Here is an 18,491-nt window from a genome sequence, read left to right on the forward strand (position 1 = left end):
GGAATTGGCAATATCCGGAAGTATTGTAGAAAAAGGGGGCAGGCAGGGTAACGGAATGCAAAAAACCACGGAAATATGCCCGTGGCTTTTGCACTGCCGGGGTCCGGTTCAGCTCGCCGCCACCCCGTACTGCTGACGATAGGCCTGCACCCGCTGCAGGTTCTGTTCGAGTTCCGGCGCGCCGGCCAGGTAGCCGAGCAGATCGTCGAGGGTTGCGATGGCGACCACCGGGATACCGAACTGTTCGGCTACTTCCTGGGTGGCCGACAGCGTGCCCTGACCGCGTTCCATCCGGTCCAGCGCAATGGCGACACCGGCCGGTTCCGCGCCGGCGGCACGGATCAGCTCGACCGATTCGCGCACCGAAGTACCGGCGGAAATCACGTCATCGATCACCAGCACCCGACCACGCAGCGGGGCGCCGACCAGCACGCCGCCTTCGCCATGGTCCTTGGCTTCCTTGCGGTTGTAGGCGAACGGCACGTCGCGACCACGTTCGGCCAGTGCCATGGTCACGCCACCGGCCAGCACGATGCCCTTGTAGGCCGGGCCGAACATCATGTCGAAGCCGATGCCGCTGGCGTCGATCGACTGGGCATAGAAGCGCGACAGTGCCAGCAGGCTCGCGCCGTGGTTGAACAGGCCCGCATTGAAGAAGTACGGGCTCGGCCGGCCGGCCTTGGTAACGAACTCGCCGAAGCGCAAAACCTGCTCATCGACGGCGAAACGAATAAAATCCTGACGAAAATCGCTCATGGCCCCACTCCTGATCCGGTGGCGGCCGTCCAGCGCGGCCGCGCAAACGGCGCGAAGCATACCCGTGCCGGCGCCTCGCGTCACGCCGCATCCCGCCCCGCAACCCCCTTCCCGGAGATCCACTTTGCCACGCATCATCAGCGCCAACCTCAACGGTATCCGCTCGGCGGACAAGAAAGGGTTTTTCAACTGGCTGGCCGGCAGCGGCGGCGACATCGTCTGCGTACAGGAGCTGAAGGCCCAGGACGCCGACCTGTCGCCCCTTCACCGCCAGCCGCCCGGCTACCCGTTCAGTGCCTTCCATTGCGCGGAGAAGAAGGGCTACAGCGGCGTCGGCATCTATGCCCGCCAGCAGCCGGACCGGGTGATCGAAGGACTTGGCCTGCCCGAGTTCGATGCCGAAGGCCGCTATCTGCGCGCCGATTTCGGCCCGCTGAGCGTGATTTCGCTGTACCTGCCGTCCGGCTCGTCCAGCGAAGAGCGCCAGCAGGTGAAATTCGCCTTCATGGCCGCCTTCCTGCCGCAACTGGAAGCGCTGATCGCCGAAGGCCGTGACCTGGTGCTGTGCGGTGACTGGAATATTGCCCACAAGGAAATCGACCTGAAAAACTGGAAGGGCAACCTGAAGAACTCCGGCTTCCTGCCCGAGGAACGCGCGTGGCTGAGCGACGTGTTCGACCGCGTCGGCTTCGTCGACGTCTGGCGCCGGCTGTATGCGGACATCCCCGGCTACACCTGGTGGTCGAACCGCGGCCAGGCCTATGCCAAGGACGTCGGCTGGCGCATCGACTACCAGATCGCCACACCGGCACTGGCCGCGCGTGCCACCTCGGCCAGCGTCTACAAGGACGAGAAGTTCTCCGATCACGCGCCGCTGATCGTCGACTACAGCTAACGCCGCAACGCCGCGCGATATTGCGACGGCGTTGCGCCAAGCGCGTCGCGAAAGCGCCGCGTCAGGTGGCTGCCGCTGGCAAAGCCGCAGGCCGCCGCCACCGCGGTCAGCGGCAGGTCGCCGTCGCGCAGCAAGCGGCGCGCGCGGTCGAGCCGGCGCGCAATCAGCCAGGCGTGCGGTGGCAGGCCGAAGCTGGCGCGAAACGCACGGGCAAAGTGGAATTCGGACAGCGCGCACAGCCCGGCCAGTTCGGCCAGCGTGATCTCGCCATCCAGCCCGGCATCGATATAGTCGACCAGCCGCCGGCGCAGCGCCGGCGCCAGCCCGCCCCGGACCGCGCACGGCCGCCAGCCGCTGTGCTGGCGCACCAGGTGCAGCAGTGTCTGCTGTACCAGTTCGTTCGCCGCCAGCCGCATGGCATCCTCCGTCCAGTCGATGGCGTGGATGCGGCGACACCAGCCTGCCAGCACGGCATCGTCCAGATAGGTCAGGTCGGCCAGCTGCACCGCGCGGGGTTCGCGATCCATGCTGGTCACGATCAGTTCGGCCAGCCGGGTCGGCGAGAAATACAGGTGGACGAAGTGCAGGTCGCCGTCGATGACCCATTCCGACGCATGGTCGCCCGGCAGCAGGCACAGTCGCCCCGGTGCGCCATAGTGGCCGGGCTGGCTGCGCCGCCAGGTGCCCTGCCCGCCGGACAGGTACAGCGACAGCGTATGACTGCCCGGTTCGCTGTAGCAGGTCTGGTCGTCGTGGTTGCGCCATTCGGCCACGCCGATGCCGTCGCTGAGCATGGCGGCGCGTTCGAGCGTGGCATGCGAGCGCTCGGACAGGATGGTGAAGATCTGATGGTCCAGCGACGAGTCCATGTGCGGCAGTGTACTGCCGACCGACCGCGCATGCTGCCGCGCAGCAACAAAAGCGCAAGAACGTGCAAGCAGCAACGGCCATCACTGGTGATGATGGAAACATTCCCGTCTCCGGATGTTTCATCATGAATGCCCTGCTTTACCTGTCCGTCGTGCTGATCTGGGGCACGACCTGGATCGCCATCAAGATGCAGCTCGGCGAGGTGCCGGTCAGCCTGTCGATCGGCTGGCGCTTTGCCCTGGCCGCCGCCGTGCTGTTCGCCATTCTCGCCGTGCGTCGCCAGCTGAAACCGCTGCCGTGCCAGGCCTGGGGACTGGTATTCGCCCAGGGCCTGTGCCTGTTCTGCGTCAATTTCCTGTGCTTCTACCATGCAGGGGACTACATCACCACCGGACTGGAAGCGGTGGTGTTCTCGACGGCTGCGCTGTGGAATGCGGTCAATGCACGCCTGTTCCTCGGCCGCCGCATCGCCCCGAACGTGATTCTCGGCGGCGCCGTCGGCCTGCTCGGCCTGCTGGCGCTGTTCTCGCCGGAGTTCTCCCACACCTCGGGCATGCGCACGGCCATCGGCCTCGGCCTGAGTCTGGTCGGCACCCTGTGCTTCTCGGCCGGCAACCTGCTGTCGGCGCGGCTGCAGTCACTCGGCCTGAAGCCGCTGTACACCAACGCCTGGGGCATGCTGAGCGGTGCGCTGGTGCTGCTGGTCGGCAGTGCGGCGGCGGGCGTGCCATTCGTGTTCGACCCCAGCCCCGGCTATGTCGGCGCGCTGCTGTATCTGGCGATTCCCGGCTCGGTGATCGGCTTCACCGCCTACCTGATGCTGGTCGGCCGGCTTGGCCCGGAGCGCGCCGCCTACTGCACGGTATTGTTCCCGCTGGTGGCGCTGAACATTTCGGTGTTCGCCGAAGGCTATGTATGGACACCGCTGGCGCTGGCCGGCGTCGCCCTGGTCATGCTCGGCAACTGGCTGGTGTTCCGCCCGGCGTCGGCCGGGTCCGGCTGGCCGCTGTGGCGGCGGGCGAAGTCCGGCTGCTAGCGCAGCAGCCCCCACAGCATGTCGGTCGCCATGACCACAATCAGGGCGGCGAACACCTTCTTCAGCCGGCTGACCGGCAAGCGGTGCGCCAGCGCCGCGCCCAGCGGTGCCAGCGCGCTGGTGATCACGCACAGCGTGATCAGGCCCGGCAGATAGATGAAGCCGGCCGACCACGGCGGCAGGCCGGGAGCCTGCCAGCCGCTGATCAGGTAGCCGATCGCGCCGGACACCGCGATCGGCCAGCCGAGCGCGGCACTGGTCGCAATCGCCCGCGGTACGGCGATCTGGCACCAGACCATGAACGGCACGCTCATCGAGCCGCCACCGATGCCGACAAAGCTGGAAACCAGCCCGATCAGGCCACCGGCGACACCCATGCCGGCGGTTTGCGGCAGAGTACGCGTGCCCTTCGGCTTCTTGTCGAGCAGCATCTGCGCCGCAACCGCGTACGCATAGACGACAAAGAACCATTTGAGTTCGCGGCTGGGCAGATAGCCGGCGACCTGGGTGCCGGCCAGCGTGCCGATCACCATCCACGGTGCCATCCGGCGCACGATGCTCCAGTCGACGGCACCGCGCAGATGATGGGCGCGCACGCTGGACATGCTGGTGAACACCATCACCGCCAGCGAGGTGCCGAGTGCCAGGTGCTGGACATGGGTATGGAAACCGCTGGCCTCCAGCGTCCACACCATGGCCGGCACGATGATCAGCCCGCCCCCCACCCCCAGCAGGCCGGCCAGAAAACCGGCAATGACACCGACGCCGGCCAGCGCGGCCAGAATGGACAGATCGGGCACTAGCGCCACCTTTCGTGAATCAGTTTCCAGTGTGCCGGATCGACCGGCATGGCCGACAGCCGGCTGCCCGGCGCCAGCACCTGCAGGGTCGCCAGCTCGGGCACGGCACGCAGTTCGGCCATGGTGATGACCCGCGGATAGCGGGTGACGAACGACACGTCGACCGAATACCAGCGCGGCTGGTCCGGCGTGGCTTTCGGGTCGAAGTAGCGGCTGTCGGGATCGAACTGGGTCGGGTCCGGATAGGCGGCCGATGCAATGTCCATCTCCCCGGCCAGGCCGATCTCGCGGCAGCTCGAATGCCACAGGAACGCCCGGTCGCCGGGCCGCATGCGGTCGCGGATAAAGTTGCGCACCTGGTAGTTGCGCACCCCGGTCCACTCGCCACGCCCGTCGCGGGCAAGGTCGTCGATCCCCCAGCAGGCGGGCTCGGACTTCATCAGCCAGAACATGTCATTTCACTATGCGGAAGGAATCGATTGTGCCTGCGGCGAACGGCAGGAACAAGCAGGCGATCAGCGGGCGGGCCGCCAGACGCGCTGTTCGGTCAGGACCCGGTCCAGCGGCAGGTCGTGCGCCTCGCGCGGGATGGCGTCGGCGCGCTGGCAGGCAAACGCGCAGCCGAACAGCCACGGACGGGCGTGGCGGCGCATCAGCGGAGACAGGGTGCAATCGTAGTAGCCGCCCCCCTGGCCGAGCCGGTAACCGGCGGCATCGAAACCGACCAGCGGCATGAATACCGCCTGCAGGCGCGAGGCCGGCACCACCGGCCCGAGCGGTTCGACGATGCCGAGCCGGCTGACGCGCCAGCGGGTGGACGACGTGAGTTCGACGAAGCCAAGCACCCGGCCGCGCGCCGGCACCACCGGCCAGAACACCCGGCAGCGGCGCGCGAGCGCGCGCGCAATCAGCGGCGCGAGCGAAAGCTCGCTGCCACTGGCGTGATAGACGGCGATTCGACGACCCGGCGCCAGATAGGACTGGGCCCGGATGGCGACCCGGTTCGCGGCGGAAAGCCGGTAACGGGGCGTCAGCATCAGCCGTTTGCCGCGCAGTTCGCGGCGCAGGGCGCGCTTGGCTTCCGTCAGGGTCATGGGGAGGGAGAAGAGGGTAGCCCCCGCAGGTGCCGATTAGACTTGTCATCCCGAACCTGAGGTTCAGGTGGCCACCGGCAGCGCATTTCGGGCGCACCGGCTAGCGGCACGACTCGCCCACGCGCAATCAGCTGGCAGCCTTTTAACATCTATTGGTTCAGAGAATTTAAGCCTTCCCGAACACCGCAGGGGACTAAAGCTGTAAGAGATCAGAACAAGTCGGCCTGGGCCTGTATGGCGCGCTGTGCCGTCTCGTCGATGGATTCTATTTTACGTTGAATCGCTTCCATGTCCAGCGGATTTTCGACCCGTTTCAGCATCAGGTCATGGGTCAGATTCAGCGCGGCGAGGATGGCGATGCGCTCGCCGTCGACCACCCGGCTGTTGTCACGGATGGTGCGCATTTTCTCGTCGAGGATGCGGGCGGCGGCCATCAGGCTGTCGCGTTCTTCGGACGGGCAGGAAAAGGTGAAGCGGCGGCCAAGCAGATCGAGGCCGACGGTGACGGTATCACTCATTTATCGATCTCCGGCAGTCGGGTCAGGAGGGCTTCGATGCGCGAGCGCGTGGTATCGAGCCGGGCAGTCAGGTCGGTATTGCGCGCTTCGGCATCCTGCGCGCGCTGTTCGGTCACCGCCAGCCGCGCGGACAGGTCGACCAGCCGCTGTTCGGCGGCGGCCACGCGTTCGTTCGCGGTGCGATTGGCCTGCTCGAGCGTCTCCCGCTCTGCGCGCAGGGCGCGATTCTCATTGCCGAGGCGGGTGGCCAGTGCGGCCAGCTCGCTCACGCTGGCCTGGAGTTTTTCGAGTTCGGTATCCATATCCGGGGCACTGTAGCGTGGCCGTCCGACAGGGTCAAATCCCGGCCGGTCACGGCCGGCTGCGGGCACTGTCCAGCACGCGGCAGACCGCGCTGGCGCCGTCGGCAAGGCGCGGACCCGGCCGGCTGACCAGGTCTTCCGGCAGGCCGTACAACTGCCCGTTCGCCACCGCCGGAATCGTCGTCCAGCGCTTCCACGCCGCGAGCCGGTCGACATCGCCCGGCACCAGCATCACCGCTGGTCGCGCCGCCATCACCGCCTCGACCCCGACCTGCGGCACCCGCGGCGCCAGCGCGGCAAACACATTGCGGCCGCCGCACAGCGCGACCAGTGCCGAGATGAACTGGCGGCCGTTGACCGTCATCAGCGGCGACACGTTGATCTGGATGAAGACCGGCAGCGGCGTCAGTCCGGCATGGCGTTCGCGCAGTGCGGCGATCCGGGTCCGGAACGCCGCGGCCTGACGACGGCCACCGTCACTGAAGCCGCTGAGGATGCCGAGCTTTTCCATGCTGGCCGGCACGGTATCCAGCGAGTCCGGTTCGGTCAGATAGACCGGGATGCCGAGCGCCCGGATTCGCGCCAGCTCGCGCGGGGCATTGCCGCTGGCCCAGCCGACCACCAGATCCGGCTTCAGCGCCATGACCTTCTCCACGCTGACGCCGCTGTAGCCACCGACGCGCGGCAGGCGGCGGGCGGCATCCGGCCAGTCGCTGTAGTTGGTCGCCCCGACCAGCCGCCCGCCAGCACCGATCGCGTACAGCATTTCCGTCGCATGCGGTGCCAGTGAAATGATGCGCCGCGCCGGCTGCGGCAGTGAAACGCGGGCACCGGTATCGTCGCTGACGCTGACGCCGGCCGGTGTCGCCATGGCCGGCAGCGGGCACAGGCAGAGCAGCAGGGCCACATGGCGCACTCGCTTCATTGCGACGCCCCTCCCTTCAACACCAGCGGCAGGCCGGCGGCAACCAGGGTGACCCGGTCGGCAATGGCGGCAACCGACTGGTTCAGCCAGCCCAGCTCATCGACGAACCAGCGCGTTTCTGCGCCCATCGGCACCACGCCGAGGCCGATTTCATTGCTGACCACCACCACGTCGCCCGCCGCCGAGGCCAGCGCGTCGAGCAGCGTGGCCCGCGCCTGCGGATAGCGTTCCGCCTCCCCCGGCGCCAGAAAGTGCGCCAGCCACAGCGTCAGGCAGTCGATCAGCACCAGCCCGTCCGGACGCGCGGCATCCTGCAGCGCGTCACTCAGGGCCACACCGCACTCGACCGCCCGCCACGACGCCGGCCGGCGTGCCTGGTGCATCGCCACCCGGTGGGCAAACTCGGCATCACCGACACTGGCGGTCGCCAGGTAATGCACCGGGCCGACGTGGGCCAGCGCCAGTTTCTCGGCATGGCGGCTTTTGCCCGAACGGGCGCCGCCGGTGATCAGATGCAGCATGGAACCTCCTGCCGGGGATGCCGGACGCACGGTCTTACTTCGGTTGCCAGTTCACGCCGACCAGCCACTCGCGGCCCGGCTGGTTGAAACTCCGGATCAGCGTGTAGTCGCGGTCGAACACATTGTTGACCCGCGCGTACAGCGTGGTGGTCGGGGTCAGCCGGTAGTCGGCATACAGGTCGACCAGACCATAACCGGCCAGCGGCTGCTTGTTGGCCGGATCGCTGTAGCGCGAGCCGGCGGCGGTCAGGGCACTGCCCAGCGTGACCGGACCGATGTCGCGGCTGACGTCGACGCTGCCGAACACCCTGGCGCGCTGCGACAGCTGGTTGCCATTGCTGCGATCCTCACCGTCCTGCCAGTTGACGTTGGCGGCGATGCGGGTACCCAGCAGGGTGGTGCTGCCTGCCAGCGCCAGACCGCGGATGCGGGCCTTGTCGACGTTCTCCGCCGTGCACGGACCGCTGCCGCTGCACACATAGCCATTGATCATGTCGTCGATGCGGTTCTCGAACGCCGTCAGCCGCAGCATGCCGTATGCCCCGTTGTACTCGGCACCGACTTCCCCGTTGCGGGCCGACTCCGGCTTCAGGTTCGGGTTGCCCTGGAAACCATAGGCCAGCGGCCAGTACAGATCGTTGAAGGTCGGCACGCGGAAAGCGGTCCCGTAGTTCGCGGTCAGCTTGATGCTGTCGGTCAGCCGGTAGCCATAGCCGAGCGAGCCGGTGGTCTTTTCACCGAACTGCGAGTTGTCGTCATGACGCAGCGACGCATTCAGCAGGTGGTCGCCGAAATTGCCGCTCCAGCCGGCGAACACCGCCTTGTTGTTGCGTTCGTTCCGGGTATAGGCCTGCGTGCTGTCGACCTTCTGGTTCAGGTACTCGGCACCCAGCACCACCCGGCCGGCCACGCCGAGGTCCAGGTCGTTCTGCCAGGTGTAGGTATCCTGGGTGGTCTTGTACAGACCGGAGCGATCGAGATTCACCCCGCTGTAGGTCTCGTAGCGATCGACACCGTTGGTCACGGTCAGCGTGCTGGTCCATACATCGCTGAAGCGGTCTTTCAGGTACACGCTGTTGCTCTGGACGCGCTGCTTGTTGTAGTCGTCGGCCAGCGGCGTGCCGTTGTCAAAGTCGGCCTTGCCGAAGGACTGGAACAGCTTGATGCCGATTTCATGGCCGTCGACGATCTGGTGCGACACATTGGCGCTGTAGCTGAGGTTGCGGTAGCCGTCATCGTCCGGGTTGTAGCTGAACGTGTTCTGCGCATTGGTGGCGGAGAAGCCGCCATCGGTCCCGCGACCGGCCACGTTCAGCGAGAACGAGGTATCGCCGACCACGCCGCCGATGCCGCCGCCGACGCGCCAGGTGCCGTCATTGCCGACGCCGGCGCTCAGGTACGGCTTCGGTGCGCCCTTGCCCTGTTTGGTGAAAATCTGCACCACGCCGCCGATCGCATCAGCGCCGTACAGCCCGGATACCGGGCCGCGCACGATTTCGATATGGTCGATCAGTTCCAGCGGGATCTGTTCCAGCGCGGTCTGCCCCGAAGTCGCCGACGATACGCGCACGCCGTCGATCAGCACCACCGACTGCTTGGAGCTGGTACCGCGCAGATACAGCGCGCTCGCGCGGCCATCGCCGCCGTTGCTCGCATACTCGACGCCGGACTGGCGCGCGAGCAGCTGCGGCAGGTTCAGGCCGCCGGCACGGGCGATTTCCTGCTGGCCGATCACGGTCACGTCACGGGTCTGTTCACGGCTGTCGGTGGCGGAACGGTTGGCGGTCACCACGATTTCGCCGGCGGTGGTGGCGGGTTCGTCAGCGAACGCATTCGCCACTGCCAGCGACGCCAGGCTGGCGACAAACCATTTGCTACGGATATTGCACTTCACGAAAAACACTCCCTGGAAACGGATCAGGAGTGCGAGAAAGACAGGCGCATGGCCTTTCAGAATGGACAATCGGCGCGGCCCGGCCTGATGCCGGTCGCGCTGTCGCTGTCATACCGCCTCCCCGCGATACTCCACTGCAGATTGCCTGGGCCGGTCTCCGGGCTGGGTTCCCGCGGCCTCGCCTTCCCACCCTGTCGGGCAGTGGCGCGTGAAGCCGCTTGCATGCGAACCATACCGTTGCGGGGGCAGCGCCGGCCTGTCACCGGCTTCCCGTTTCATCCGCGCCTGACGGCGGCGGACACCCTGGCAAGATGGAGCCGGATTATAGCGGCGGCATGCCGGCATGACAGCCCGCAAGATCAAATTACGCCGTAATGCCGATTGAAGCGCTGCCGGCGCAGCGGTAAGGTCTCGCGTTCGATTTTCGCCGCCCCGCAAGACGGGACGATTCCCTTCTCTCTTCCGGAACCCCCTGATGCCCCATCCCGATGCGTCCGCCTTCGATGCCGCCGTCGCCCGCCAGGCGCGACTGACCAAACCCGCCGGCAGTCTCGGCAAGCTGGAAACCCTCGCCTGCCAGTTCGCGGCCTGGCAGGGCCGCGCCATTCCCTCGCGCCTGCGCCCCGCCATCACTGTCTTTGCCGCCGACCATGGCGTCGCCCGCAGCGGCGTCTCGGCTTATCCGGTCGAAGTCACCGCCGAGATGGTGAAGAACTTCGTTCGCGGCGGGGCGGCAATCAGTGTGCTGGCGCGGGAAATCGACGCGACACTGGAAGTGGTCGATGTCGGTGTGGCGGCAGACTTCGATCCGGCCATGCCGATCGTGCATGCCAAGGTCCGCTACGGTTCGCGCAATCTGTGCGACGAACCGGCCATGCAGGAACAGGAATGCGAACAGGCGATCGAAGCCGGCCGCGCCGCCGCCCGCCGCGCCATTGCCGCCGGTGCAACGCTGCTGATCGCCGGTGAGATGGGCATCGGCAACACCACCCCGTCGGCCGCGCTGATCTGCGCACTGAGCGGCGCCCGCCCGGTCGATGTGGTCGGGCGCGGTACCGGTGTGGACGACCAGGGCATGGCCCGCAAGCGGGGAGCGGTCGAAAAGGCGCTGCTGCGCGCCCGGACTACCGACACGGCGGCCGGCTGGCTGGCCGAGGTCGGCGGGCTGGAAATCGCCGCCATTGCCGGTTACTACCTCGAAGCCGCCAGCGCCGGTGTACCGGCACTGGTTGACGGCTTCATCACCGCAGCCGCGGCCCTGGTCGCCTGCGGCATCGATATCGACACCCGCGACTGGCTGCTGGCCTCGCACCGTTCCCGGGAACTGGGTCATGAGCTGGCACTGACCGCGATGGGGCTGGAGCCGCTGTACGACTTCGGGCTGCGCCTCGGCGAGGGATCCGGCGCGGCGCTGACCGTGCCGATGCTGCAGATGGCGATCCGGCTGCATGCCGACATGGCCACCTTTGCCGAAGCCGGCGTCAGCGACCGGGACCACGAATGAAGCGCATTACCTTGTGGCGGCACGGCGAGATCGACGCCGCCGGCCTGCTGGTCGGCCGGCGCAGCAACCCGCCGCTGACCGGGGCCGGACGCGACACCATGCGCCGGGGCTGGCCGGCGCTGACGGCCATGGCACCGGTCACGGCGATCGCCTGTTCGCCGCTGCAGCGCTGTCTGGCATCGGCAGAAGACTTCGCCGCCGATGCCGGTCTGGCGCTGCACGTCGATGCCGGTTTTGCCGAAACCGATTTCGGCGTCTGGGACGGCGCCCCGCTGGACGGCCTGCCGGCCGACTGGCAGGCCGAGTACAGCAACGGCCGCTTGCTGCCGGATGGTGGCGAAACGCTGGCCGGCTTCCGCACCCGGGTCATCAGCGCATTCGATAGCTGGGTCGAGCGCCTCGGCGACGGCCACGCCGTCCTGATTACCCACGGCGGCGTGATCGCCGCCGTGCTGGCCGCGCGGCTCGAACTGTCGCTGCCCAGCGCGCGACGGCTGTTCGTCTCGCGTGGCGGTTACGTGCAGCTGTCGCTGGCCGACGGCTGCCCCGACTACCTGATTGCACTGGCCAACCCGGCAATGGGTTGAGCCGGCCACCATGGCGCCGGCGTCCGGCTGACGAATGGCGTGCCCGGTTTGGGGGCGGTGACGCGCAGCCTATACAATACCGCTCCGTTTCCTGGCGCCGCCGTGCGCATCGAATGGCCCCCATGCACGCCATCGGCATTCACGCATTCTGGCTCTGGAGCGCAGCCGTCGCCGGTGTCGCGCTCGACTACCTGCTGGGCGAGCCGCGCCGTGCCCATCCACTGGTCGGCTTCGGCCACCTCGCCGGCTGGCTCGAACGAACCTTCAACCGCCCCGACGGCCGGCCCGGTTCCCGGCTGCTGCTCGGTGCGTGCGGCTGGTGTGCGCTGGTGCTGCCACCGGCGGTCGCCGCCCAGGCCCTCGTCATGGCACTGCCACTGCCACTGGCACTGCTGGTGCATGCCCTGCTGCTGTATTTCACCCTCGGCGCGCAAAGCCTCGGCGCCCACGTCCGCCCGATCGCCGCCGCCCTGGCCGCCGGCGACCTGCCGGCCGCACGTGCGCTGACCGCCCGCATCGTATCGCGTGATCTCGACGATGCCGATGAGGCCGCCGTCGCCCGCGCCGCGGTCGAATCCACGCTGGAGAACGGCAACGATGCCATCTTCGGCGCATTGTTCTGGTTCGCCGTGGCCGGCGGCCCCGGCGCGCTGGCCTATCGGCTGGCCAATACCCTGGACGCCATGTGGGGCTACCGGACACCGCGCCTGCTGCATTTCGGTCGGGTGGCCGCCCGTGCCGACGATGTGCTGAACTGGCTGCCAGCCCGGCTGACTGCCATCAGCTATGCCCTGCTCGGCCACAGCCACGACGCATTCGCCTGCTGGAAAACCCAGGCCCGGCACTGGGACAGCCCCAACGCCGGCCCGGTGATGGCGGCCGGCGCCGGCAGTCTCGGCGTCTGTCTTGGCGGCCCGGCCCGTTACCACGGACACATCGAAGACCGCCCGCCGCTCGGCTGCGGCGAAACCGCCGGCGACCATCACATTACCGAAGCCTGGCGGCTGGTGGTACGGACCCAGCAGGCCTGGCTGGCGTTCGGCGCCATCCTGCCCGCGCTCACTCTGGCCTCCCTGCTATGACGATCTCTCCCCCACCGCATGGCGGCAGGCTGCGCGAAGCCGCGCGGCACTTCGACCGGCCACTGGCCGACTGGCTCGACCTGTCCACCGGCATCAATCCGTGCAGCTACCCGCTGCCGCCGCTGGATGTCGATGTCTGGCGCCGGCTGCCCGACGACGACGACGCGCTGCCGGCCATCGCCGCCCACTACTACGGCGCGCCGCCCGCAGCCCGCGTGCTGGCCGTCGCCGGCAGTCAGGCCGCCATCCGCACCCTGCCGCGGCTGTTGCCGCCCGGCCGGATCGGCATCGCGCCGCTGACCTACAGCGAGTACGCGCCGGCCTGGCGCCGCGCCGGACACGAGGTGGTGCCGGTCGACCTCGACGGCATCGAGGCAGCCCTGCCGACGCTCGATGTCCTGCTGGTGGTGAATCCGAACAACCCCACCACCGAGCGGGTCGCGCCCGGGACACTGCTGCGCTGGCGTGAGGCCCTGGCCGCACACGGCGGCCTGCTGCTGGTCGATGAAGCTTTCATGGACGCCTCGCCGGCGCACAGCATTGCCGCCCATACCGGCGCACCGGGCTTGCTGGTCTGCCGTTCCGTCGGCAAGTTCTTCGGCCTGGCCGGGCTGCGCGCCGGCTTCGCGCTCGGCGAGCCCGCGCTGATCGACCGGCTGGCAGCCGAACTCGGCGCCTGGGCGGTCAGCGGTCCGGCCCGTGCCGTGGTAGCGGCCGCGCTGGCCGATACCGACTGGCAACAGGCAATGCGCGACCGGCTGCAGCGCCAGCAATCGCGCCTCGTCGCCCTGCTGGAACAGCACGGACTGAAAGTCGCCTCGACGCCATTGTTCTGCTGGTGCCCGCATCCGGACGCCCCCGCCCGGTACCACGCGCTGGCGCAGCAGGGCATTCTGGTGCGCTGTTTCCCTGCCCTCGGTGGCCATGGCCCCAGCCTGCGCTTCGGCCTGCCCGATGACGCCAGCTGGGCGCGGCTGGATGCCGGGCTGGCGCATGCCTTTTCGACGCCGGGTGCCGGTGCCGCTCCCCTGACTCAAGGATGACCCGCCGATGCGTGGCCTGATTCTCGCCGTACAGTTCCTGACCCGCCTGCCGACCCCGCGCCTGGCCACTTTCGATCCGGCCTGGCTGACGGAATCCGCACGCTGGTTCGCCACGGTCGGGCTGATGGTCGGGTTGCTGCTGGCGGCAGCAGCCGGTGCCGGCGCGCTGATCGACCCGTGGCTGGCCGCACTGGCGGTGGTCGGCGTCTGGACCTGGGTCACCGGCGCGCTGCATCTGGATGGTCTGGCCGATCTGGCAGACGGACTCGGCGCCGCGCACCGCTCACCGGAACGCTTCCTGGCCGTGCTGAAAGATCCGCATGTCGGCAGTTTCGGCGTGGTCGCGCTGGTCATGCAGCTGGCGACCAAGCTGGTGCTGGTGATGCTGCTGGTGCAGACGGGCACGCCGTGGCTGGCCTGGCTGCTGCTGCCGGCCTGGGCCCGGCTCGGCGCGGTGTACTGGTCGGGGACGATGCCGCAGCTGGCGGCCGGCGGGCAGGCGGAACGATTCGGCTGGTGCACGCACTGGCCCAGCTTCTGGCTGTCATTCGCGGCGCTGGCGGCCGCGTCGGCCTGGTTTGCACCGGCGCTGCTGGTGGCGCCACTGCTGTGGCTGGCCTGGCGCCGCACACTGATGGCACGGCTGGGCGGGGTGACCGGCGACTGCCTCGGTGCCGGCATCGAACTCAGCGAATCCGGGCTGCTGCTGGCCCTGTTGCTGGTGGCGAAATGGCTGCCGGACCTGGTCTAGTCCGGCAGCCGGGGTCTTACAGCTTGCCTGCCAGCTTGCGGTTGCGCAGCACGCACAGCAGGTCGACGGCGATATGCGCCGCCGAAATGGCGGTGATTTCGCTCTGGTCGAACGGCGGCGACACTTCAACCACGTCCATGCCGACCAGGTTGACGTCTTCCATGCCGCGGATGATCTGCAGCGCCTGCGCACTGCTCAGGCCGCCCGGAACCGGCGTGCCGGTGCCCGGTGCAAAGGCCGGGTCCAGGCAGTCGATGTCGAAGGTCAGATAGGTCGGATTGTCGCCGACGATGGCCTTGATCCGGCGCAGCACTTCGGCACAGCCGATTTCATGCACGGTCGGCGCGTCGAGCATCTGCATGCCCATGAAGTCGTCGTTCCAGGTGCGGATGCCGATCTGCACCGAGCGCGCCGGGTCGATCAGGCCTTCCCGGATCGCCTTGTAGAACATGGTGCCGTGATTCAGGCTGTCCGGCTCATCGTCCGGCCAGGTATCGCAATGCGCATCGAAGTGGATCAGCGACAGCGGCTTGCCGTATTTTTCCGCATGTGCGGTCAGCAGCGGGTAGGTGATGTAATGGTCGCCGCCAAAGGTCAGCATCTTCGCGCCGCTGTCGATAATGGTGCGCGCATGGTCGACGATGCTTTTCTTGATCGTCAGCGGATTGTGCGCATCGAACCAGCAGTCGCCGTAATCGATCACCGCCAGGTCATCGAACGGGTCGAAGCCCCACGGGAACGGTTTCAGTTCGGCCAGTTGCACCGACGCGGCACGCACCGCCGCCGGCCCGAGGCGGGCGCCGGGACGGAAAGTGGTCGCCAGATCCAGCGGCACGCCGCTGACGGCGACGTCGACACCGCGCAGGTCGCGCGTGTAGTTGCGGCGCATGAACGACAGCACGCCTGCGTAGGTATTTTCGATATTCGAGCCGTACAGGCCCTGACGGCGCATCGCGCCATCGCCAAGAATGTCAGTCATTCGGTAACTCCCGGTCCAGAGAGTACGCCGGCCACCGGGTCACGCAGGACCCTGATTCGCCAGCGATTCCCGTCCATCTTGCGCAGCCGACGGGTGAAGGCTGCCGCGCACCCCGCGCGGAAAACGGCGGAAGTGTGCCCGACCCCGGCCGGCGGGACAAGCGGCATGCGGACCGGGCCATGACAGGAAAATATCTGCCGCCGGAGGGTGCCCGCTCATAGAAAAAATAAATCGCCATTTGCTTTCGCTGTTGTCCGACAGCGCATAGCCTGTAGCACAGTTGTTCATTCCCGCCCGGGGAATCGTCCTGTCCGCAGCGGGCAGCCGACGCGTCCCCCTCCTTGTCGCGTGGTCCGGTTTCCAGACCGGCGCCTGACGTCCCGTGTCCCACCGCGACCAACCGCGGCGCCATGCCGCCAGGAGGCCTGCGATGAATCATCTCGCCGAACTGCTGCCGGCCCTGCCGGCCTCGTTCAACATACTGACCACCTTTGGTGCCCTGCTGGCGGCAGGCATTATCGGTGCCCGCCTGTTTGTCCGTACCCTGCGCCTGCCGATCCTGTCGGCCTGGGTCCTGACCGGCTTCATTCTCGGCCCGGCCGCACTCGGTCTGGTCAACCAGGCGCAACTGACCGATCTGCAGCCGCTGGTGGAAATCGGGCTGGCACTGATCCTGTTCCAGCTCGGGCGCCGGCTCGACGTCGGCTGGTTGCTGCGCGAGCGCTGGCTGGCCATGACCTCGCTGGCCATCGCCATGACCCTGTTCGCCGCCGTGGCGGTGGCACTCGGCGCCGTCGGCCTCAGCGTGACCACCTCGCTGCTGATCGCCGCGCTGACGCTGGCCGTCTCGCCGGCGACGCTGCTGCTGACCATACGCGAGCTGCGCGCCGAAGGCGTGGTCAGCGAGCGGGCGCTGAACCAGACCGCGCTGATCCACCTGCTCGGCTGGCTGGCGCTGGGGCTGACCCTGGCCGGCTGGCAGGCACACAGCCAGCCGCTGACCGCCTCGCTGCTCAGCCTGCTTGCACGCAGCGTCGCCGCCCTGCTGCTTGGTCTGTTCAGCGCCTGGCTGGCGGTCCGGCTGGCCGACTGGCTTGGCAAGCTCGACGGCTACCAGCCAGTGATTCTGGTCGCCCTGGTCACCGTCACCATGGGCATCTGCAGCTGGCTCGGCTGGCCGGCCGCCGTGTCGCTGCTGGTGTTCGGCAGCGCCACCCGCCGCCTGGACCGCCAGTTCGCCCTGGCCGAACCGGATCTGCTGCCTTATGGCAGGCTGCTGTATGTCGCCCTGTTTGTCCTCGCCGGTGCCGCGCTGGAACCCCGTGCGCTGGCCGTGGCCTGGCTGCCGGCCGTGGTCGTGCTGGTGGTCCGGCTGGCGGTGCCGGTAGCGATGATGGTGCTGCTGGCCCGGCCCAATGGCGTCGACTACCGGCAGGGCGTCGCCATCGGCGCCACGCTGTGGCCGGTCGCCGGCGCCCCGCTGATCGGCATCGGCATGGTCGGCCAGTTCAACCCGGTGCTGGCCAGCCAGTTGGCAGCCATCTCGCTGTCGATACTGCTGCTGTCCGAACTGCTCGGGCCGATCGTCATCCGTCAGGCGCTGCGCGTCTGCAAGGAACACGGGGAGAACACGCGATGAGACTCGAATTCACGCCATCGACGCCACTGACTTTCGGTATCGAGCTGGAACTGCAGATCCTCAACCGGCGCGACTACGCGCTGACCCGGGGTGCCGCCGACATGATGCGGCTGATCGAGCGCCAGGGCCCGGTCGGCGACATCAAGCCGGAAATCACTGAAGGCATGATCGAGATCGCCAGCGCCGTCCACACCGACGCCAATGCCATGCTCGACGAGCTGAAAACCATCCGCAAGCAACTGCTGGGTGCCGCCGACAAGCTCAACCTGGCCCTGTCCGGCGGTGGCACCCACCCGTTTTCGCGCTTTGCCGAGCAGCGCATCTATCCGAAGGAGCGCTACAAGCTGGTATCCGAGCTGTACGGCTATCTGGCCAAGCAGTTCACGGTATTCGGCCAGCACATCCATATCGGCTGCCCGGACGGCGATGCCGCCTGCCGGCTGACACACCGGCTGGCAGCGGTGATTCCGCATTTCATCGCGCTGTCGGCCTCCTCGCCGTACTGGCAGGGCAGTGACAGCGCCTTCGCCTCGTCGCGTCTGAATGCGGTCAATGCCTTTCCGCTGTCCGGCTCGATGCCGTTCGTGCTCGACTGGTCGTCGTTCAACGACTATTTCGAGCGCATGGCCGGTTACGGCATCGTGCGCTCGATGAAGGATTTCTACTGGGACGTCCGGCCCAAGCCGGAATACGGCACGGTGGAAATCCGGGTCTGCGATACGCCACTGTCGCTGGAACGGGCGGTTGAGCTGGGTGCCTATGCGCGCACGCTGGCGGCTGCTTTCCTGGCCGACGACAGCACGCCGAGCGCCGACGTCTACCTGACCTACAGCTACAACCGCTTCCAGGCCTGCCGCTTCGGCCTGCAGGGCGAGATCATCGGCAGCGACGGCAAGGTCGCCTCGCTGAGTGCCTCGATCCTGACCATGCTGTCCCGGCTCGCGCCGCAGGCCGGGCAACTGGGCACGCAGCCGCAGCTCGATGCGCTGGCACAGCGGGTGATTCGCAGCGACAGCGATGCGGACTGGCTGCGCCGCCAGTACACCGAAACCGAGTCGTACTCGCACATGGCCCGGCTGGCGTCGGCGCAATGGGAGAACCGCTAGCCAGCATTGGCTATTTATCCTGAGAAGCGAAGAAGCCCCCGTGCATGGCACGGGGGCTTCTTCGCGTATCCGGCATGATCGCCACGCACCAATGAAAGAAGCCCTCGTACAGGGTACGAGGGCTTCAGTATAGGACCTGGCGGTGACCTACTTTCGCATGGGCAAGTGCCACACTATCATCGGCGCAAA

General features: G+C 67.7%; 20 protein-coding genes, 1 other RNA gene and 1 riboswitch. Of the genes, 9 read left to right on the top strand and 12 right to left on the bottom strand.

The features are described 5' to 3' along the window. Nucleotides 1-108 precede the first annotated feature (108 nt). A complete protein-coding gene (gene pyrE, locus ACYVG8_RS14720; RefSeq protein WP_028499487.1) occupies nucleotides 109-756 on the bottom strand; it encodes an orotate phosphoribosyltransferase in 648 nt (215 codons plus the stop codon). A 124-nt stretch (nucleotides 757-880) separates the two neighbouring features. Between pyrE and ACYVG8_RS14725 the strand changes: the two genes are divergently transcribed. Next, nucleotides 881-1,651, top strand: a complete 771-nt coding sequence (locus ACYVG8_RS14725) for an exodeoxyribonuclease III (protein WP_028499488.1) — start codon at nucleotides 881-883, stop codon at nucleotides 1,649-1,651. On the opposite strand, the gene ACYVG8_RS14730 is transcribed toward ACYVG8_RS14725, so the two are convergent. Next, on the bottom strand, nucleotides 1,648-2,520 hold the full coding sequence (locus tag ACYVG8_RS14730) for a helix-turn-helix domain-containing protein (protein ID WP_460746170.1): 873 nt from the start codon (nucleotides 2,518-2,520) through the stop codon (nucleotides 1,648-1,650). The two genes, ACYVG8_RS14725 and ACYVG8_RS14730, sit on opposite strands and share 4 nt — an antisense overlap. Before the next feature lie 125 nt (nucleotides 2,521-2,645). On the opposite strand from ACYVG8_RS14730, the gene ACYVG8_RS14735 reads away from it, so the two are divergent. Then, nucleotides 2,646-3,557 (top strand): DMT family transporter, encoded by a 912-nt coding sequence (locus ACYVG8_RS14735; RefSeq protein WP_460746172.1) that lies wholly within the window; start codon nucleotides 2,646-2,648, stop codon nucleotides 3,555-3,557. Here the strand turns inward: ACYVG8_RS14735 and ACYVG8_RS14740 are convergent. From ACYVG8_RS14740 to ACYVG8_RS14780, 9 genes are all read right to left on the bottom strand, one after another. Next, a complete protein-coding gene (locus ACYVG8_RS14740; protein ID WP_460746173.1) occupies nucleotides 3,554-4,357 on the bottom strand; it encodes a sulfite exporter TauE/SafE family protein in 804 nt (267 codons plus the stop codon). The two genes, ACYVG8_RS14735 and ACYVG8_RS14740, sit on opposite strands and share 4 nt — an antisense overlap. Next, on the bottom strand, nucleotides 4,357-4,809 hold the full coding sequence (locus ACYVG8_RS14745) for an EVE domain-containing protein (protein WP_028499492.1): 453 nt from the start codon (nucleotides 4,807-4,809) through the stop codon (nucleotides 4,357-4,359). Before ACYVG8_RS14745 ends, ACYVG8_RS14740 begins: the two co-directional genes overlap by 1 nt. Before the next feature lie 63 nt (nucleotides 4,810-4,872). Beyond that, the gene (locus ACYVG8_RS14750) at nucleotides 4,873-5,451 is read right to left on the bottom strand and encodes a 5-formyltetrahydrofolate cyclo-ligase (protein WP_028499493.1); all 579 of its coding nucleotides are present in this window, start codon (nucleotides 5,449-5,451) and stop codon (nucleotides 4,873-4,875) included. A gap of 16 nt (nucleotides 5,452-5,467) precedes the next feature. Continuing rightward, nucleotides 5,468-5,646: non-coding RNA, 6S RNA (gene ssrS / locus ACYVG8_RS14755), on the bottom strand. 14 nt (nucleotides 5,647-5,660) lie between these two features. Then, complete coding sequence (locus ACYVG8_RS14760; protein WP_028499494.1) at nucleotides 5,661-5,969, bottom strand: cell division protein ZapA; 309 nt, start codon at nucleotides 5,967-5,969, stop codon at nucleotides 5,661-5,663. Beyond that, nucleotides 5,966-6,271, bottom strand: a complete 306-nt coding sequence (locus ACYVG8_RS14765; protein WP_036386101.1) for a carbohydrate porin — start codon at nucleotides 6,269-6,271, stop codon at nucleotides 5,966-5,968. The genes ACYVG8_RS14760 and ACYVG8_RS14765 overlap by 4 nt, the downstream gene beginning before the upstream one ends. Before the next feature lie 49 nt (nucleotides 6,272-6,320). After that, complete coding sequence (locus tag ACYVG8_RS14770) at nucleotides 6,321-7,196, bottom strand: cobalamin-binding protein (protein ID WP_460746174.1); 876 nt, start codon at nucleotides 7,194-7,196, stop codon at nucleotides 6,321-6,323. Beyond that, nucleotides 7,193-7,717 carry a bifunctional adenosylcobinamide kinase/adenosylcobinamide-phosphate guanylyltransferase gene (gene cobU / locus ACYVG8_RS14775; RefSeq protein ID WP_028499496.1) on the bottom strand — a complete coding sequence of 175 codons (525 nt, stop codon included), beginning with the start codon at nucleotides 7,715-7,717 and terminating at the stop codon, nucleotides 7,193-7,195. Before cobU ends, ACYVG8_RS14770 begins: the two co-directional genes overlap by 4 nt. Before the next feature lie 34 nt (nucleotides 7,718-7,751). Then, nucleotides 7,752-9,611, bottom strand: a complete 1,860-nt coding sequence (locus ACYVG8_RS14780; RefSeq protein ID WP_158537483.1) for a TonB-dependent receptor domain-containing protein — start codon at nucleotides 9,609-9,611, stop codon at nucleotides 7,752-7,754. A gap of 131 nt (nucleotides 9,612-9,742) precedes the next feature. After that, nucleotides 9,743-9,932, bottom strand: a riboswitch (cobalamin riboswitch). Between the two features lie 154 nt (nucleotides 9,933-10,086). Here ACYVG8_RS14780 and cobT point away from each other — a divergent pair. The 5 genes from cobT (at nucleotide 10,087) to ACYVG8_RS14805 (ending at nucleotide 14,578) form a co-directional block, all read left to right on the top strand. Then, entirely contained in the window at nucleotides 10,087-11,115 is a 1,029-nt protein-coding gene (gene cobT / locus ACYVG8_RS14785; RefSeq protein WP_028499497.1) for a nicotinate-nucleotide--dimethylbenzimidazole phosphoribosyltransferase, read from the top strand. Further along, nucleotides 11,112-11,702: a histidine phosphatase family protein gene (locus ACYVG8_RS14790; protein WP_036386102.1), complete on the top strand. Its 591-nt coding sequence runs from the start codon at nucleotides 11,112-11,114 to the stop codon at nucleotides 11,700-11,702. The genes cobT and ACYVG8_RS14790 overlap by 4 nt, the downstream gene beginning before the upstream one ends. Before the next feature lie 122 nt (nucleotides 11,703-11,824). Beyond that, nucleotides 11,825-12,784 carry an adenosylcobinamide-phosphate synthase CbiB gene (gene cbiB / locus ACYVG8_RS14795; RefSeq protein WP_107889051.1) on the top strand — a complete coding sequence of 320 codons (960 nt, stop codon included), beginning with the start codon at nucleotides 11,825-11,827 and terminating at the stop codon, nucleotides 12,782-12,784. Continuing rightward, nucleotides 12,781-13,827, top strand: coding sequence for a threonine-phosphate decarboxylase CobD (gene cobD / locus ACYVG8_RS14800; RefSeq protein ID WP_112692832.1), 1,047 nt, complete (start codon nucleotides 12,781-12,783; stop codon nucleotides 13,825-13,827). The genes cbiB and cobD overlap by 4 nt, the downstream gene beginning before the upstream one ends. Nucleotides 13,828-13,834: 7 nt before the next feature. Further along, on the top strand, nucleotides 13,835-14,578 hold the full coding sequence (locus ACYVG8_RS14805) for an adenosylcobinamide-GDP ribazoletransferase (protein ID WP_028499499.1): 744 nt from the start codon (nucleotides 13,835-13,837) through the stop codon (nucleotides 14,576-14,578). 16 nt (nucleotides 14,579-14,594) lie between these two features. Here the strand turns inward: ACYVG8_RS14805 and speB are convergent, their stop codons facing one another. Further along, nucleotides 14,595-15,557 carry an agmatinase gene (speB, locus tag ACYVG8_RS14810; RefSeq protein ID WP_028499500.1) on the bottom strand — a complete coding sequence of 321 codons (963 nt, stop codon included), beginning with the start codon at nucleotides 15,555-15,557 and terminating at the stop codon, nucleotides 14,595-14,597. Between the two features lie 430 nt (nucleotides 15,558-15,987). Here speB and ACYVG8_RS14815 point away from each other — a divergent pair, with 430 nt between their 5' ends. Continuing rightward, nucleotides 15,988-17,196: a cation:proton antiporter gene (locus tag ACYVG8_RS14815; RefSeq protein WP_281660907.1), complete on the top strand. Its 1,209-nt coding sequence runs from the start codon at nucleotides 15,988-15,990 to the stop codon at nucleotides 17,194-17,196. Then, nucleotides 17,193-18,302, top strand: coding sequence for a YbdK family carboxylate-amine ligase (locus ACYVG8_RS14820; RefSeq protein ID WP_028499502.1), 1,110 nt, complete (start codon nucleotides 17,193-17,195; stop codon nucleotides 18,300-18,302). The genes ACYVG8_RS14815 and ACYVG8_RS14820 overlap by 4 nt, the downstream gene beginning before the upstream one ends. The last annotated feature ends 189 nt before the right edge of the window (nucleotides 18,303-18,491 follow it).

The sequence above is a fragment of the Microvirgula curvata genome, from assembly GCF_054781615.1.